We start from the raw sequence: 14,862 nt of genomic DNA on the forward strand, positions 1-14,862 counted from the left end.
TCGACACATTCACGACGGAGGCATTTATGTTGAAAGGTGGTCTGCTCTGGCTCCTTGGAATTCCCCTGCCGATCATCCTGGTCCTGTGGCTGCTCGGCTATCTGCACTGAAATGATCATCCACGTCGTCGATCTCTCCCGCCGCCTGCCAGAGGAGAGAGAGATCAAAGCATATGCACGTAGGGGATGTCTCAAGAAGATGCCGGCGCGTGGGTGATGCCGCCGTGGTGTTGGTGGGAGTTGGGCAAAGGTGGAGATACATGGCGTTGAGGGGCACGACGTTGCACTGATCGGCTTGTCGGTCTTCATTGCGATGGCAGCGTCCTATACCGCGCTCGATCTGGCGACTCGCATTCCGTCCGCCGTGGGCGCGGCGCGGCGGTGGTGGTTATGCGCCGCGGCCGCGGTTCTCGGTGGTGGCATATGGTCCATGCATTTCATCGGCATGATGGCGATCCGCCTGCCCATCCCCGTCGCCTATGACGCGTTGCAGACATTGGCGTCCTTCATCGTTGCGCTGGTTGCCACCGGTGCAGCGTTCTATGCCGCGTGCCGCCGTGCCGGTCGACGGGTGGTGCTGATCAGCGGCATTGTCATGGGACTAGGCATCGTCGGCATGCACTATGCCGGCATGGCCGCCATGCGCATGCAAGCCCATGTGAGCTATGAGCCGATCCACGTGGCGGTTGCCGTGGGCGTGGCGATCGTCGCGTCGACCGCAGCGCTTTGGCTTTCTTTCCGTCTTCACTCCACCATGCAGAGGCTGGCCGCCGCCGCCGCACTCGGCATCGGCATTTCCGGCATGCATTACATCGCTATGGCCGGCTTCTCCATGGTTCCGGACATGGCGATTCCGGTGCCGGCGGCAGGCACCGTGGTGGGGTCGGGGCAATTGGTGACCGCTGTCACCGCTTCGACGGTGGTGATCCTATTTACGGCAATCCTCGCCGTCATGTATGACCGCCGCTCGGGCGTGCTCGCGGACCATGCCGCGGCGATGGTGCGGGACAGCGAGGAGCGCTTCCGCCACCTCTATCGCCATACGCCGCTGCCGCTGCATTCGCTGGGGGCCGATGGACGCATCCAGCAGGTGAGCCAGAGCTGGCTCGACCTCCTCGGTTATCGCGAGGAGGAGGTCATGGGCCGGCTGCTGACCGATTTCATGACGCTGGACTCCGCCCGTCGCCGCAATGAGGAGCATTGGCCGCGCCTGCTGAGTGCTGGCGAACTGCACGAGGCAGAATACACAATGGTCGCCAAGGACGGGCGACATATTGATTGCGTTCTCTCCGCCGTCGCCGAGCGCGATGCCGAGGGACATCTCGTCAAGACCTTATGCGGTCTCGTCGATGTAACGGAACGCAGGCGGGCCGAGGCGGCGCTTCGTCAGGCGCAAAAGCTGGAGGCGGTAGGACAGCTGACCGGCGGAATCGCCCATGATTTCAACAATCTGCTGGCGGTGATCGTCGGCAATCTCGAACTTGCGCGCCGCCGGGCGCAGGAGGATGAGCGCCTGCGGGTCCTGTTGGAGAACACAATGCAGGCGGCGCAGCGCGGCGCCGCGCTGACCCAGCGCATGCTCGCCTTCGCTCGCCGGCAGGATCTCAAGCCCGAGCCGGTCGACGTGCCCGAACTGGTGCTCAGCATGGCGGATCTGCTGCGCCGCTCGATCGGGCCGACGATCAGGGTGGAGACCCGCTTTCCGCTCGGCCTGCCGAGGGCAATGGTCGATGCCAACCAACTTGAACTGGCGCTGCTCAATCTCGTCGTGAATGGCCGGGATGCCATGCCGGAGGGCGGCACCATCGTGATCAGCGCCAGTGAGGCCAAGGCGGAGACCGTGGGGGAGGGGGCCGAGGGCAGCTTCCTGTGCCTGACGGTTGCCGACAATGGCGTCGGCATGGACGAGACGACGCTGGCGCGGGCCACGGAGCCGTTCTTCACCACCAAGGGGGTGGGCAAGGGAACGGGCCTTGGCCTTGCCATGGTGCATGGGCTGGCGGCGCAGTCCGGCGGCCGGCTGACACTCACCAGCCGGGCGGGGCAAGGTACTGCGGCGTCCATATACCTGCCGATCGCCCCCGGCGCACGCGCCCCGATCGCGGCGCCAGCGGCGCCTGCGCCCGCGCGCCCGCGACGCGAGGACGGTTCGCAGCGCGTGCTGGTGGTCGACGACGATCCGCTGGTGCTTTCCGCGACCGCGGCCATGATCGAGGATCTCGGCTATCAGGTCGTCGAGGCGAGCTCGGGTAAAGAGGCACTGGCGCTGCTGGCCGATGGCGAGACCTTCGACCTCGTTCTCACCGATCAGGCGATGCCGGGCATGACCGGGTTGCAGCTCGCGGCGGCGATTGGCGAGCGTTTTCCGTCACTTCCGATCGTTCTCGGCACCGGCTACGCGCAGCTGCCCGACGGGGCCGATGCCCGTTTCCGCCGGCTTGCCAAGCCGTTCGGGCAGGATGCGCTCGACCGGGTGTTGAACGAGGTGCTGCATCGGCCGGTCGACAACGTGGTGTCCTTATCGTCGCGGCAGGCGTGAGGGAATATTGTCGACCGCATCGTGACAGCGTGCCGACGAATGATTATATCAGATGCGTCCGGGGGAGCCTCGTCAGGAGGCTGAGAGGCCATCGGCGCAAACAGCTTGAATATCAGCGTTTTGCGGCATGGCGACCCTTTGAACCTGATCCAGTTTGGACTGGCGGAGGGAGGCTGCATGAGCGATCCGATCATTCTCCATCATGACGAAGCCGCGCCCGCCCGCGCCGCGAATGCCATGCGTGTCACCATTGTCGGCGCCGGGGTCGCCGGGCTGACCTGCGCGCACGCTTTCGCGCAACGGGGCGCGCAAGTTACTGTTCTTGAAAGGAAATCCGGCTCGGGGCAGGGGTGCTCCTGGTATGCCGGCGGCATGCTGGCGCCGTGGTGCGAGCGCGAGAGCGCCGAGCCGCTTGTCGCCGAGCTGGGTTTCGAGTCGCTCGACTACTGGCGCCGCGAGGTGCCGGGCGTTCCCGCCGAGGGGAGCCTTGTGCTGGCGCAGGCGCGCGATCTGCCTGATCTGAAACGCTTTTCCCGCCGCACCGAAGGCTATGACTGGATCGACGGCGCCCGGCTCGCGGAGCTGGAGCCGGATCTTGCCGGCCGCTTCGAGCAGGGGCTGTTCTTCCCGACCGAGGCGCATCTCGAGCCGCGCAAGGCGCTCGCCGCGCTCACCGGACGGCTGGTTGGCGAGTATGGCGTTACCTTCCGCTATCAGTCCGACGTGTCCAGTGAGGTGTACGATCCGGCCAACTCGTCCGCGCCGGTGGACGATGGCGCCGATGTGGTGCTGGATTGCCGCGGGCTCGCCGCCCGCGACGTGCTTGCCGACCTCCGGGGGGTGAAGGGCGAGATGCTGGTGCTCTACTCCACCGAGATTTCGCTGAAGCGTCCCGTCCGCATGCTGCACCCGCGCATCCCGGTCTATATCGTGCCGCGTGGCGACGGGCATTTCATGATCGGCGCCACCTCGATCGAGAATGACGAGCGCGGGCGGGTGACCGGGCGCTCGCTGCTGGAGCTGCTCTCCGCCGTCTATGCGCTGCATCCCGCCTTTGGCGAGGCGGAGGTGGTGGAGATCGGCGCCGATGTGCGGCCGGCCTTTCCCGACAACCTGCCGCGCATTCGCCGGCGTGGCCGCACGATCCTCGTCAACGGTTTCTACCGCCACGGCTTCCTGCTGGCGCCGGCGCTCGCCCGCCGCGCCGCGGAGCTGGCTTTCGACGGGACGCATTTCCCGGAGGTGATGGATGAAGATCATCGTGAATGGTGAGGCGGCGGAGATCCGCGCCGCCACCCTTGCCGAGCTGATGGCCGAGCTCGGCTATGCCGATGCCATCGTCGCCACCGCCGTGAACGGGGCGATGGTGCGCAAGGCCAAGCGTGACGCAACCCCGATCGCCGCCGGCGACCGGGTGGAGATCCTCGCGCCGATGCAGGGAGGCTGAGATGGACGCCTATACGCCCCACGCCGCCGCCGACCCGGTGGAATTCTACGGGACGCAGGTACAGTCGCGGCTGCTGCTCGGCACCGCGCAATATCCCTCGCCGGCGATCCTGGCCGAGGCGATCCGCGCCAGCGCGGCGGAGATCGTCACCGTGTCGCTGCGCCGCGAATCCGGCGCGGCGAAAGCCGGTCAGAGCTTCTGGCAGCTGATCCGCGACCTCGGGGTGAAGGTGCTGCCCAACACCGCCGGCTGCAAGACGGTGAAGGAGGCGGTGACCACCGCCGAGATGGCGCGCGAGCTGTTCGACACCCCGTGGATCAAGCTGGAGGTGATCGGCGAGGACGACACGCTGCAGCCCGACGTGTTCGGCCTCGTCGAGGCGGCGCGACTTCTCTCGCGCGACGGCTTCCAGGTGTTCCCCTATACGACGGACGACCTGATCGTGGCCGACAAGCTGCTCGCCGCCGGCTGCGAGGTGCTGATGCCCTGGGGCGCGCCGATCGGTTCCGGCCGCGGGCTCAACAACCCCTATGGCCTGCGCTCGATGCGGGCGCATTTCCCGCGCGTGCCGCTGGTGGTGGATGCCGGGGTGGGCGTGCCCTCGCACGCGGCGGCGGCGATGGAGCTCGGCTATGACGCGGTGCTGCTCAACACGGCGGTGGCCAAGGCTGGCGACCCGGTGAAGATGGCCCGCGCCTTCGCCCTTGCCATCGAGGCCGGCCGCGAGGGCTTCCGCGCCGACCCGATGGAGGCCCGCGACATGGCGGCACCTTCCACCCCGGTGATGGGGCAGGCGCATTTCGGCTAGAGGACTTCCGGTGGGCTCGAGTGCACCGGAAGGACTCCAGCTTGCTGTTTTCACGCGTTTTCTTCTCGCGAGCCGGCATCCGCTTCGCCCGAAAATGCGCCAGACGCCCCGCCTTGGCGGCGTGGACGGATGCCGTCGTCCCCGGCCGGGGCGACGCCTGCCCCGCGGCAACGGCAAAACCAAGAAAGACGCCCCATGAAGCTCGACCCCTTCTACCTGATCGTCGACCGCGCCAGCTGGCTGCCGCGCCTGTTGCCGCAGGGCGTGAAGCTGGTGCAGCTGCGCGCCAAGGACATGGAGACGGACGAGCTTCGGCGCGAGATTGCCGAGGCCAAGGCGGTGTGCGCGCGCTACGGCGCGCAGCTGGTCGTCAACGACTATTGGCAGCTCGCCATCGATGCCGGCTGCGACTTCGTGCATCTCGGCCAGGAGGACCTCACGGAGGCCGACGTGCCGGCGATCCGCCGCGCCGGAATGCGGCTCGGGGTCAGCACCCATGACGAGGCGGAACTCGACACCGCGCTGGCGGTGCAGCCCGACTATGTGGCGCTGGGGCCGGTCTATCCGACCATCCTCAAGGCGATGAAATGGGCGCCGCAGGGGCTGGAGCGCGTGGCCGGATGGAAGAAGCGGGTCGGCGACCTGCCGCTGGTGGGCATTGGCGGCGTCAATCTCGACCGGGCCCGCGGCGTGCTCGACGCAGGCGCCGACAGCATCTCGGTAGTGACCGACGTGCTGCTGAACCCGCATCCGGAAGCCCGCGCCCGCGCCTTCGTCGAACTGACCCGCGACTATGTGTGAAGGCGAGGCGCACTGCGCCTCGCCGCGCCCGGCTTTCGCCGGGCTCCATTCCCTTGGGAGGCTGGAGCCGGACATGCGCCTTCCGCTTGCCGGCATCATTGACCCGCGGCGGAGGCGGGGGCGACGATGGGCCTCCCGGCGGTCGCGCGGGCGGCCCTTGACCTGTCCCTGAGCCGGGCGGGCTCGGCTGGTTATCGACAATCCACAGGCGCATTCCGGCGCGCGGCCGATGCGCGCGCCGGTGCCCCGACGTGGCGGCGGGCCTGGGGCGTCCGCCCGCGCTATTCCGCCACCGCCCTATCCGAGGGCACCAGCGAGACCGGTGAATCCTGCCGCATGTCTTGCCGCATGTCTTGGCGCACATCCTGCCGCACGTCCTGCCGCGTCTGCTGCCGGGCCTGCTCCCGCAGCGCGCGGATGCGGTCGGCGAGCAGCGGCGCACCGCCCACCGGCGGATTGGCCGCGAGGATGGCGTCGATCGGCGAGCCCGCGCCTTCCAGCGTCGCCACCATGGCGGCCACCTCGGCCCCGATCTCGCCGATGCGGGCCCGCAGCGCCGCCGCATCCGGCGTGCCGCCGCCGGCCTCCGGCCGCAGCGCATCGAGGCGGGCCTGCACGTCGCCGCGCTCCGCCCGTGCCTTGGCGAGCGCGCCTTCCAGCATGTCGATCTCCGCTCGCAGCATGCGGGCGAGGTCGTTCGCCTGAGCGGCCGCGGCTTCGGCCGAGCTCTGCGCGGCGTGAGCGGCAGCGACGGCGCTGTCGGCCTGATGCAGCGCCTCGTCGCGGCGGGCCTCGGCGGCGCGGGTGCGCTCCGTCAGCCGTCCGGCCTCCATGCCCAGCGCCGCGAGATCGGTGGCGAGCACCTCGGCACGCGCGGACGTCGTCTCGAATTCGAGCTGCAGCGCCGCGAGACGGGTGGTGAGCTCGGCCGTGCGGGCGCGCTCGGCGGCAAGAGCCTGCTCGCTGTCGCGCAGCCGCACGCGATCCTCGGCGAGATGGGCGGAGGTGGTGGCAAGGTGACGGTCGAGATCGTCGACCCGCGCCTTCAGCGTCTCGCGCAAGGTCGTCAGCGCCGCGTTCTCGACCTCGAGGCCATTGGCGCGGGCCGCGGTGTCGTCCAGCGTCCGGCGGGTGGCCAGCAGCGCGGTCTGGGTGGTCTCCAGCGTCGCGCGGGTTTCGTCGAGCTCAGCGGTGCGCTCGGCGAGAGCGGCGGCGAGGCCGGCATCATGGGCGGCGAGCTCGCCCTGCCGGGCCTGCAGCTCCTCGAACCGGGCGGTGATTTCGGCCAGCGCGGTGGAGCGGGCGAGAAGCTCGCCATCCTGGGCGACCCGGCGCTCCCACTGCTCGCTGGTGCGGGCATAGAGCGCATCGACCTCCCGCTCGAGGCGGCGCAACTCCACGGCGTGGGCGGCACGCAGATGGTCCTTGTCGGCCTGGATCTCGGCGAGGGTGACGGGAATGGCGTTCTCCACCCGCCGGCGCGTGAGCCGCACCGCCCGCCGCCAGACGGCCGGCAGGATCAGCAGGGCGAGCAGGGTCGCCGTCAGGAAGCCGATGGCGGCATACATGACCGCTTCGATCATGCGGCGACCTCATCCATTACGCGTGCCCCGAAGGCGCAGGCCCATGCGCCGACACTAGAGCATGTCGGGCAAATGTTGAAACTACGTTGCAAGGGTACCAGCCCCTTGAATCCAGAGCATTTTCCGTCGGAGCGGCGACGCTTCCGGTTCCGGGCGGGCCGCCGCCGGCCCGCATGGCCACTGCCCGGGCGCCACCGAGGCCCCCGGTCCCGCCAGTCTAGGAGGGTTGCGCGCCGCGCGGAACCACCCGGCATGCCGGCGTCCGGTCAATTCTTGCGATATCGCCCGGCTCAGAACGGGTTCCAGGTCGCGTTGGGGGTGAACTTCAAATAGCCGATATTGGCGCCGAGGCGCACGCCGACGCCCGAGCGGATCGGCACCACCACCATATTGTCGCTGGCGAGCGCGGTCATGCCGAAGCCGGCGACGAAATAGGCCGAGCCGGAAATGCCGCCGAAGCGGCGGAAGATGTCGTTGATGGAATTGAGGTTGTAGACCAGGATCATGGTGCGGGCGCCGTCGCCGCCGAAATCCCAGCCCAGCGACGGGCCCTGCCAGAACACCTTGAGATCGCCGGCATTGCGGGTGTACAGCGTGCCCTCGCCGTAGCGCAGGCCGCCGACAAAGGCGCCGCCGCCCTCCTGGCCGAGAATATAGCCGTTGGGCTGGCCCCACTGGCCGACCGCCTTCTCGATCGACAGGGCGAGGCCGCGCGAGACCTCGCCGAAGAAGCCGTGGCCGCGGGAGACCAGCTCGTCGGTGGAATAGGTGCTGTTGCCCGGCTGTTGCGGCGGCTGCTGATACTGCGCCGCCGCCGGGACGGCGAGGGCGGGAAGCACCAGGAGCGACAGGCAGGCGAGAAGGGCGCGCAAGGTCGGCATGAGCGGTCTCACATTGGGAACGGGCTGACGTTCTGACATGCGTAGGAAGCGGCGTGCGTGTGGATCGTGCGGCTCGCGGGAGACGGTGGACGGCCGAATCCCAACGTATCATTAACACGCAGATGGGCGTTAGGAAGGCAGCCGGCGCCCGTGCCGCGCGCCGTGCCGCCTCTGGGCCGCGCCCGTGCCGCCTCCGTGACGAGGCGAGGGGCCGCGCCTGCCGGTTGGCGCGGCGGCGGGTGCGGTGTATCACCGCCTCCTGTCCGCCCGCGCCGGGTGCCCGGCGATTCGCGGGATGTTTTGTCTTTTCGCCTTGCCGTGACGGAGCCGCGATGACGACCGCCATCGACCTCGACAAGCTCGACCTCGCCGCCCTGCTGTGCTCACGCGTCTGCCACGACGTGATCAGCCCGGTCGGCGCCATCGTCAACGGGCTGGAGGTGCTGGAGGACGAGGACGATCCCTCAATGAAGCAGTTCGCGCTGGAATTGATCGCCAAGAGCGCCCGGCAGGCGTCCGCCCGGCTGCAGTTCTGCCGGCTGGCCTTCGGCGCCGCCGGCTCGGCCGGCGCGCAGATCGACACCGGCGACGCCGAGAACGTCGCGCGCGGCTTCATCCAGGACGACCGGACCAGCCTCGATTGGCAGGTGCCCCGCGCGCTGCTGCCGAAGAACCGGGTGAAGCTGCTGCTCAACCTGCTGCTGGTGGCGGTCGCGACGATTCCGCGCGGCGGGCGCATCCAGGTGGCGGGAAGCGGCGAGGGCGACGGCTTCCGGCTGCGCACCGAGGGCAGCCATGCGCGCATTCCCGCGCATCTGCCGACTTTGCTGGCCGGCCAGGTGGCGGAGGACGGGCAGATCGATGCCCACGCCATCCAGCCGCACTATACCGGCCTGCTCGCCCGCGAGGTCGGGGTCGCCATCACCTTCTCGATGGACGGCGAGGCGGTGCTGATCGCGGCGGCGGCGTCCTGAGGGCGGGCGTCCGGCTTTCGCCTGACCCTCGGTCAGCGATCTTCAGAACCCGTTAACATTGCCCGGCGCACACTCGACGGTACCCCGAAAGGGAATTGCTCCCTTCCCGTGAGAGTAGCCGGTTCCGAGATGTCGCCGATCGAATCCCTCGCCCCGCTAGCTTCTTCCGCCCGTGCTGCCGGCGCCCCCGGTCCGTTGCCGGCACGCGGGGATGCCACTGTCGGCGTGCTGGTGTTTCGCCTCGGCGGCATGCGGTTCGCCCTGCCGTCCTCGCGCATCGTCAACGTCATGCCGCTGGGACGCGCGCGCTTCGAGCAGCTCGCCCGCATGGCGGGCAAGGGCACGCTCGGCACTTCCGGCCTGCCGCTGATCCGGCTTTCCACCCGGCTCGGCCTTGCCGAGGCCAAGTCGCCCGAGTGCGGTGCGCTGGTGCTGTTCGGCAGCGAGGGCAAGGTGCGAGCGACGGCGCTGATCGACGACGAGCCCGTGGACTCCCGCGCCGAGATCCAGCTGATGCCGGAGGACTGGCGCAGCCGCTTCGCCCCCTGTGCCGACCTGATCGGCGGCGTCGCCCGCCTGCCCGACGGACGGCAGGCGGCGATGCTCGACATGACCATCGGCGTGTTCGGCCGCAAGGCCGCCCCGGCGGCGCCCGAGGCGCATCTGGTGGTGCGCCGCGCCGGCCATGGCCCTGAGGCGGTGAGCGTCGCCAGCCTCAAGGCGATACGCTGCCCCGGCGAGATCGCCGGACGTTCCTATCTGCTGCGCCTCGGGCGCGACGGCACGCCGGTGCCGGTGGAGGCCATTCTCGGCCTGGCGCCGGAGGGGCGGGTGGAGAGCGCCGGTCCCGCGCGCCGGCTGGTCGCCGACGGGCACAGCTATCCGCTGCTGGAGCCCGGCCGGGCGCCGGCGGAGCGCGGCGTGGCGCGGGTGCTGCTGGTGATGCGGGACGGCCCGGCGCGGACTCAGGCGCAGGCGCTGGTGCGGGCGCTCGGCCATCACGTCTCGCTTGCCGACCATGCGCGGGCGCTGGAACTCGCTGCCGGCCGCTTCGACGTGGTGATCTATGACGTCGACGCCTATGGCGTGCCGACGGGCGCGGCGCCCTCGACGGCGGTGTGCCTCGCCTTGACCGGGCGGCCGGGCCGGCTGGAAGGCTTTGACGGCCATCTGCCGCCGGGCGACACCGCGCGGCTGGTCGCCGCCGGGCTCGGCTGGGGGCCTCGCACGGCTTCGTGAACCAGGGCATTGCGCCTGCCATTCGCGGCCTGCCGCCGGTCGACAATGCGGCAGGTTCCGTCCGATGGAGCCGTGACCGAACGCCACTGGCCGAAGGCGACTGGCCGGAGCTGACGCAGAAGTCATTCGGATTGCGCGGCACATGCTCTAATCTGACGTCTCGTCGAAGCGGAAGGTGGAACCGCCCCTTGGCAGCACGCCGGATAGCCCTTGCGAGATTGATCGCCGCGCTGATCGCGCTGGCCTTCACCCTGGCCGGGCCGGTGACGGCGGCGCAGGCAATGGCCGGCCGCATGATGGCAAGCGCCGCCACGCCGCAGCACGCCGCGACGGACGCTTCCCCGCTTGGGGCCGCGCTGGCGGCTGCTCCCATGCCGTGCCATGAGGGCGTCGCCGCCGAAGCGGTGGCGGTGCCGATGCAACATGCCGCCCAGCCGGACGGCACCACCGTTCGGGACGGGGCGCCGCATGGGGGAGGGGTGTCACTCGCGCATCTGTGCTGCGTCCTCACCTGCCTGATGGTGCCGCCGCTCAGCGTCTCCCATCTCGCTTCGCCGCTAGCGACGCCGGCCGCGCTCACCGCCCGGCCGGCACTGCCGATGGCTGGCACCAGCCTCGCCCGACCGGATCCGCCGCCGCGACACGCCTGAGCACCATCGACGTGTCATCGCGCCCGGCCGCATGTCGGGGCGCGTTTCGATCCCATTTCAGGAACTGATCCCATGAATACGACACTCAAGGGCGGCCTTGTCGCCGCCGGTCTGCTTGTCTTCGCCGCGCCGGCCTTCGCCCAGTCCGCCGCCATGCCCGGCATGGATCACAGCGCGCATATGGGCGGGGGCGCGGCCAGCCCGTCCTCCAAGGCCTTCGAGGCCGCCAATGCCCGCATGCACCAGGGCATGAGCGAGCCGATGACTGGCGATACCGACGTCGATTTCGCCCGCGGCATGATCCCGCATCACCAGGGGGCCATCGACATGGCCCGCATCGAGTTGCAGTACGGCAAGGATCCGGAACTGCGCCGGCTGGCCGAGGAGATCATCAAGGCGCAGGAGAGCGAGATCGCCTTCCTCAAGGCCTGGCTGGCCAAGAAGGCGGAGTAAGGCTGCCCCAGGGCAACCAGGCCGCGGCGACCAGGCCACGGGCGACCAGGCCACGGGCGACCGGGGCCTGGCCGTTCCACCAAAGGCGCGCCGTGCGGGAAGGGCCGGGGCCACCCCGGCTCTTCCACTCTGCCGGGAGGGCGCGGCGCGGGCGGGCCGGACGCGGGGACGCAGGCGTGCTATCATCTGCCGGCGCGAGCACACGGGGGGGTGTCTACGGAGGCCGCCATGCCGGGCAGTGACAGCCTATTCGCCGGCGCCGTTCCCGACATATATGACCGGCTGCTGGTGCCGGCCCTGTTCGCGCCCTTCGCCGCCGATCTGGCGCTGCGGGTGGCCGCGCTGGAGCCCTATCGCGTGCTGGAACTGGCGGCGGGCACCGGGGCCGCGACCCGCGCGCTCGCCGAGCGGCTGCCGGCGCAGGCGCGCATCGTCGCCACCGACCTCAACCCCGGCATGCTGGAGGTGGCGGCACGGCACGGTCCCGACCCGCGCATCCACTGGCAACAGGCCGACGCGATGGCGCTGCCCTTCGAGGACCGGGTCTTCGATGCGGTGATCTGCCAGTTCGGGGTGATGTTCCTTCCCGACAAGGCGCAGGGCCTGCGCGAGGTGCGCCGCGTGCTGGTGCCGGGCGGCACGCTGATGTTCAACGTCTGGGACCGGCTCGCGGTGAATGATTTCGCGCAGGCGACGACCGAGGCGCTGGCGGCGGTGTTTCCGGGCGATCCGCCGCGGTTCATGGCCCGCACGCCCCACGGCTATTCCAGCCTCGACAAGATGTATGCCGATGTCGAGGCGGCCGGGCTCGCCGATTTCGCGGCCGCGGTGGTGAACCACACCGGCCGGATGCCTTCCGCCCGCGACCTCGCCATCGGCTTCTGCCAGGGCACGCCGCTCAGGGGCGAGATCGAGGAGCGCGCGCCCGGCCGGCTCGACGAGGTGACCGAGGCGGTGGTGCCGATGCTGAGGGCGCGCTTCGGGCCGGGGAGGATCGAGGGGCGGCTGCGGGCCATCGTGGCTAGCGCGGTCCGCCATGACGACGGGCCGGGACACCGGGCGGCCCCGTTCCTGCGGGGGGAGGGCTGAAACCGAGGGGAGGGCTGAAACGCAAAACCCCGCCTCGCGGCGGGGTCGTGATCTGGCGGCGGTGCCGGACGGTTCAGGCCGGGATGCGCTGTTCCTGCTCGCCGGCCTCGCGCAGCACATAGCCGCGGCCCCACACCGTCTCGATGAAGTTGTGGCCGCTCGACGCATTGGCGAGCTTCTTGCGCAGCTTGCAGATGAACACGTCGATGATCTTCAGCTCGGGCTCGTCCATGCCGCCATAGAGATGGTTGAGGAACATTTCCTTGGTCAGCGTCGTGCCCTTGCGCAGCGAGAGGAGCTCCAGCATCTGGTACTCCTTGCCGGTGAGATGCACGCGGGCGCCGCCGACCTCGACGGTCTTGGTGTCGAGATTGACCACGAGGTCGCCGGTGGTGATCACCGACTGCGCGTGGCCCTTGGAGCGGCGCACGATGGCATGGATGCGCGCCACCAGCTCGTCCTTGTGGAACGGCTTGGTGAGATAGTCGTCGGCGCCGAAGCCGAGACCCTTCACCTTGTCCTCGATGCCGGCAAGGCCGGAGAGGATGAGGATCGGCGTCTTCACCTTGGCGACGCGAAGCCCTTTCAGAACATCATAGCCGGACATGTCCGGCAGGTTCAGATCGAGCAGGATGATGTCGTAGTCGTAGAGCTTGCCGAGGTCGACACCCTCTTCGCCGAGATCCGTCGTGTAGACGTTGAAGCTCTCGGACTTGAGCATCAGTTCGATGCTCTGCGCGGTCGCGCGGTCGTCCTCGATGAGCAAGACGCGCATGCCAATCCCCTTCCCTCGCCACGGCCCCCGGGGTTTCAGCGCACAATCGGACAACTCCCGTTCCGAGCGTCACCCCAACCCCGCGCCCGGCTCGGCACACCGATTCGTCAACTACGATCCAATGGGTAACAAAACCGGATTCCCCAGCACAAGCGGTTGCCACGAACTTTCTTCGAGTCTTCCCGCAAGAGGCTGGCGATGAACCAGAATTTTTGTGACCGACTGTCTCAAGCCGAATCTTAAGATATGCGCTTAAGTGAATCTGGCGACTCGGCTTTCGCGCCAAGGCGCCGGATCACACCGGACGTGAACGATCATTAATGGAGCCGGTAAACAAATCGTTTCCAAACCCCTGGAAAGCCGTCCGAATACCGCCTCGGGATATCTTTCCCCCCAAAAATGTAAGGAAGCGGCAACCTCTGGGCGCCAAGATGGCCGTGCCGCCGGGTAAGGGCGGCTCGACCCGGGCGGTCTGGCGTCGGTGCCGATGGGCGCCGGCGGGCCTCCGGCCCGACAGCGGGAGTAACGCCGGCATGAAGTCGCTCGACACCGTCATTCGCCTCCGGCGGTTCCAGGCCGAGGAGAAGCGCCGCCATTTCGCGCAGATCGACGGCATGATCGCCGATTTCGACCGCATGGCGCGCGACCTCGATCGCGAGATTCTCGCCGAGGAGCAGCGCGCGGGCATCACCGATACCAGCCATTTCGCCTATCCCACCTATGCCCGCGCCGCGGCCACCCGCCGCGACAATCTGCGCCGCTCGGCCGAGGAGCTGAAAGGCCAGCTCGACGAGGCCCGCGAACAGCTCGACGCGGCGCTGGACGAACTGAAGAAGGTCGAGGCGCTCGGCGAGCGCGAGCGCGGGCTGGATGCCGTCGAGGTGCCGCGCCCGGCCGGCGGCCGGCGCGCCCGCTCCACCTCGGTATCGCTGGCCTGAACACCGGCCCCCAAGGCACCGGCGGCCGGCGCGCTAGCCGATCACCGGAATGTGAGGGGCGGCATCGCGCCGGATGGTGCCGTCGAGCCGCGGATCGTCGGCGATCTCCACCGCCCGCCCCACCGCGGTGAAGCCCGCTTTGGTATAGAAGCCCACCGCCGCCGGATGATCATGCGTGCAGGTGTGCACGAAGAAGCGGGTCAGCGGCCGGGCGAAGACCAGCTCGATCGCCCGGTTCATCAGCACGCGGCCGGCCCCGGCGCCGGTCTCGCCGGGCACCAGGCCGAAAAAGCCGAGCTCCGGCTCGCCGGGCACCCGCCAATCGAGCTCCAGCAGGCCGATCTCGTCGGCGCCGCGCATCAGCACATGGACCTCCACCGCCGGATCGTCGAGGATCGCCGCCAGCTCGGCATCCGGGAGGCGCAGGCGCGAGAACCACAGCCAGTCCTCGCCGATGCGGCGGAACAGAGCGCGATACCAGCCGGCATCGGGACGCTCGACGCGCCGAACCTCAAGCCCGTGGCCTGACGGCTCCGGCAGCGGCGCCGGGCGCGCGCGCATCTCCAGAAAAGTGACGATGGCGGCGATCTTGCCCGCCGGAACCGGCGTGAGGCCGTCAAGCGCAAGAACAGGGGCAGGGATAAGGGCAGGTGCAGGGGCGAGGCGATCGGTCATCGGGGCGGCCG

At 69.4% G+C, this 14,862-nt stretch carries 15 protein-coding genes and 1 riboswitch; of the genes, 11 read left to right on the plus strand and 4 right to left on the minus strand.

Going from position 1 to position 14,862, the window contains the following annotated elements:
• Positions 1 to 312 precede the first annotated feature (312 nt).
• From J2X65_RS04660 to J2X65_RS04680, 5 genes are all read left to right on the plus strand, one after another.
• On the plus strand, positions 313 to 2,538 hold the full coding sequence (locus tag J2X65_RS04660; RefSeq protein WP_310198699.1) for an MHYT domain-containing protein: 2,226 nt from the start codon (positions 313 to 315) through the stop codon (positions 2,536 to 2,538).
• 50 nt (positions 2,539 to 2,588) lie between these two features.
• Positions 2,589 to 2,726, plus strand: a riboswitch (TPP riboswitch).
• A 49-nt stretch (positions 2,727 to 2,775) separates the two neighbouring features.
• A complete protein-coding gene (thiO, locus tag J2X65_RS04665; protein WP_310199384.1) occupies positions 2,776 to 3,810 on the plus strand; it encodes a glycine oxidase ThiO in 1,035 nt (344 codons plus the stop codon).
• Positions 3,788 to 3,985 carry a sulfur carrier protein ThiS gene (thiS, locus tag J2X65_RS04670; protein WP_310198701.1) on the plus strand — a complete coding sequence of 66 codons (198 nt, stop codon included), beginning with the start codon at positions 3,788 to 3,790 and terminating at the stop codon, positions 3,983 to 3,985. The genes thiO and thiS overlap by 23 nt, the downstream gene beginning before the upstream one ends.
• Position 3,986: 1 nt before the next feature.
• Positions 3,987 to 4,793, plus strand: a complete 807-nt coding sequence (locus J2X65_RS04675; protein ID WP_310198705.1) for a thiazole synthase — start codon at positions 3,987 to 3,989, stop codon at positions 4,791 to 4,793.
• Positions 4,794 to 4,988: 195 nt separating this feature from the next.
• Entirely contained in the window at positions 4,989 to 5,594 is a 606-nt protein-coding gene (locus J2X65_RS04680) for a thiamine phosphate synthase (RefSeq protein WP_310198708.1), read from the plus strand.
• Between the two features lie 281 nt (positions 5,595 to 5,875).
• On the opposite strand, the gene J2X65_RS04685 is transcribed toward J2X65_RS04680, so the two are convergent.
• Both J2X65_RS04685 and J2X65_RS04690 read right to left on the minus strand, forming a co-directional pair.
• Complete coding sequence (locus J2X65_RS04685; RefSeq protein ID WP_310198710.1) at positions 5,876 to 7,177, minus strand: hypothetical protein; 1,302 nt, start codon at positions 7,175 to 7,177, stop codon at positions 5,876 to 5,878.
• A 290-nt stretch (positions 7,178 to 7,467) separates the two neighbouring features.
• Positions 7,468 to 8,058: a DUF1134 domain-containing protein gene (locus J2X65_RS04690; protein WP_310198713.1), complete on the minus strand. Its 591-nt coding sequence runs from the start codon at positions 8,056 to 8,058 to the stop codon at positions 7,468 to 7,470.
• A gap of 332 nt (positions 8,059 to 8,390) precedes the next feature.
• On the opposite strand from J2X65_RS04690, the gene chpT reads away from it, so the two are divergent.
• The 5 genes from chpT to J2X65_RS04715 all read left to right on the plus strand — a co-directional run bounded on the left by chpT (position 8,391) and on the right by J2X65_RS04715 (position 12,463).
• The gene (gene chpT, locus J2X65_RS04695; RefSeq protein WP_310198716.1) at positions 8,391 to 9,032 is read left to right on the plus strand and encodes a histidine phosphotransferase ChpT; all 642 of its coding nucleotides are present in this window, start codon (positions 8,391 to 8,393) and stop codon (positions 9,030 to 9,032) included.
• A gap of 129 nt (positions 9,033 to 9,161) precedes the next feature.
• Positions 9,162 to 10,271: a chemotaxis protein CheW gene (locus J2X65_RS04700; protein WP_310198719.1), complete on the plus strand. Its 1,110-nt coding sequence runs from the start codon at positions 9,162 to 9,164 to the stop codon at positions 10,269 to 10,271.
• A gap of 188 nt (positions 10,272 to 10,459) precedes the next feature.
• On the plus strand, positions 10,460 to 10,921 hold the full coding sequence (locus J2X65_RS04705; protein ID WP_310198722.1) for a hypothetical protein: 462 nt from the start codon (positions 10,460 to 10,462) through the stop codon (positions 10,919 to 10,921).
• A 72-nt stretch (positions 10,922 to 10,993) separates the two neighbouring features.
• The gene (locus J2X65_RS04710; RefSeq protein WP_310198724.1) at positions 10,994 to 11,374 is read left to right on the plus strand and encodes a DUF305 domain-containing protein; all 381 of its coding nucleotides are present in this window, start codon (positions 10,994 to 10,996) and stop codon (positions 11,372 to 11,374) included.
• Between the two features lie 228 nt (positions 11,375 to 11,602).
• Positions 11,603 to 12,463: a methyltransferase domain-containing protein gene (locus tag J2X65_RS04715; protein WP_310198726.1), complete on the plus strand. Its 861-nt coding sequence runs from the start codon at positions 11,603 to 11,605 to the stop codon at positions 12,461 to 12,463.
• Positions 12,464 to 12,536: 73 nt separating this feature from the next.
• On the opposite strand, the gene ctrA is transcribed toward J2X65_RS04715, so the two are convergent.
• The gene (gene ctrA, locus J2X65_RS04720; RefSeq protein ID WP_310198729.1) at positions 12,537 to 13,238 is read right to left on the minus strand and encodes a response regulator transcription factor CtrA; all 702 of its coding nucleotides are present in this window, start codon (positions 13,236 to 13,238) and stop codon (positions 12,537 to 12,539) included.
• Between the two features lie 533 nt (positions 13,239 to 13,771).
• Here ctrA and J2X65_RS04725 point away from each other — a divergent pair.
• Positions 13,772 to 14,176 carry a flagellar export protein FliJ gene (locus tag J2X65_RS04725; protein WP_310198733.1) on the plus strand — a complete coding sequence of 135 codons (405 nt, stop codon included), beginning with the start codon at positions 13,772 to 13,774 and terminating at the stop codon, positions 14,174 to 14,176.
• A 33-nt stretch (positions 14,177 to 14,209) separates the two neighbouring features.
• Here J2X65_RS04725 and J2X65_RS04730 read toward each other — a convergent pair whose 3' ends face one another.
• Positions 14,210 to 14,851: a GNAT family N-acetyltransferase gene (locus J2X65_RS04730; protein ID WP_310198737.1), complete on the minus strand. Its 642-nt coding sequence runs from the start codon at positions 14,849 to 14,851 to the stop codon at positions 14,210 to 14,212.
• Positions 14,852 to 14,862: the final 11 nt, after the last annotated feature.

It is taken from the genome of Ancylobacter sp. 3268 (assembly GCF_031456575.1).
Lineage (GTDB): Bacteria > Pseudomonadota > Alphaproteobacteria > Rhizobiales > Xanthobacteraceae > Ancylobacter.

Excerpts from the sequence above, each read along its gene's own strand:
- J2X65_RS04690 (WP_310198713.1), bottom strand. The coding sequence starts at position 8,058 with ATGCCGACCTTGCGCGCCCTTCTCGCCTGCCTGTCGCTCCTGGTGCTT.
- J2X65_RS04710 (WP_310198724.1), top strand. The coding sequence starts at position 10,994 with ATGAATACGACACTCAAGGGCGGCCTTGTCGCCGCCGGTCTGCTTGTC.
- J2X65_RS04700 (WP_310198719.1), top strand. The coding sequence starts at position 9,162 with ATGTCGCCGATCGAATCCCTCGCCCCGCTAGCTTCTTCCGCCCGTGCT.
- J2X65_RS04715 (WP_310198726.1), top strand. The coding sequence starts at position 11,603 with ATGCCGGGCAGTGACAGCCTATTCGCCGGCGCCGTTCCCGACATATAT.
- J2X65_RS04675 (WP_310198705.1), top strand. The coding sequence starts at position 3,987 with ATGGACGCCTATACGCCCCACGCCGCCGCCGACCCGGTGGAATTCTAC.
- J2X65_RS04725 (WP_310198733.1), top strand. The coding sequence starts at position 13,772 with ATGAAGTCGCTCGACACCGTCATTCGCCTCCGGCGGTTCCAGGCCGAG.
- chpT (WP_310198716.1), top strand. The coding sequence starts at position 8,391 with ATGACGACCGCCATCGACCTCGACAAGCTCGACCTCGCCGCCCTGCTG.
- thiO (WP_310199384.1), top strand. The coding sequence starts at position 2,776 with ATGCGTGTCACCATTGTCGGCGCCGGGGTCGCCGGGCTGACCTGCGCG.
- ctrA (WP_310198729.1), bottom strand. The coding sequence starts at position 13,238 with ATGCGCGTCTTGCTCATCGAGGACGACCGCGCGACCGCGCAGAGCATC.
- thiS (WP_310198701.1), top strand. The coding sequence starts at position 3,788 with ATGAAGATCATCGTGAATGGTGAGGCGGCGGAGATCCGCGCCGCCACC.
- J2X65_RS04730 (WP_310198737.1), bottom strand. The coding sequence starts at position 14,851 with ATGACCGATCGCCTCGCCCCTGCACCTGCCCTTATCCCTGCCCCTGTT.
- J2X65_RS04680 (WP_310198708.1), top strand. The coding sequence starts at position 4,989 with ATGAAGCTCGACCCCTTCTACCTGATCGTCGACCGCGCCAGCTGGCTG.
- J2X65_RS04660 (WP_310198699.1), top strand. The coding sequence starts at position 313 with ATGGCAGCGTCCTATACCGCGCTCGATCTGGCGACTCGCATTCCGTCC.
- J2X65_RS04685 (WP_310198710.1), bottom strand. The coding sequence starts at position 7,177 with ATGATCGAAGCGGTCATGTATGCCGCCATCGGCTTCCTGACGGCGACC.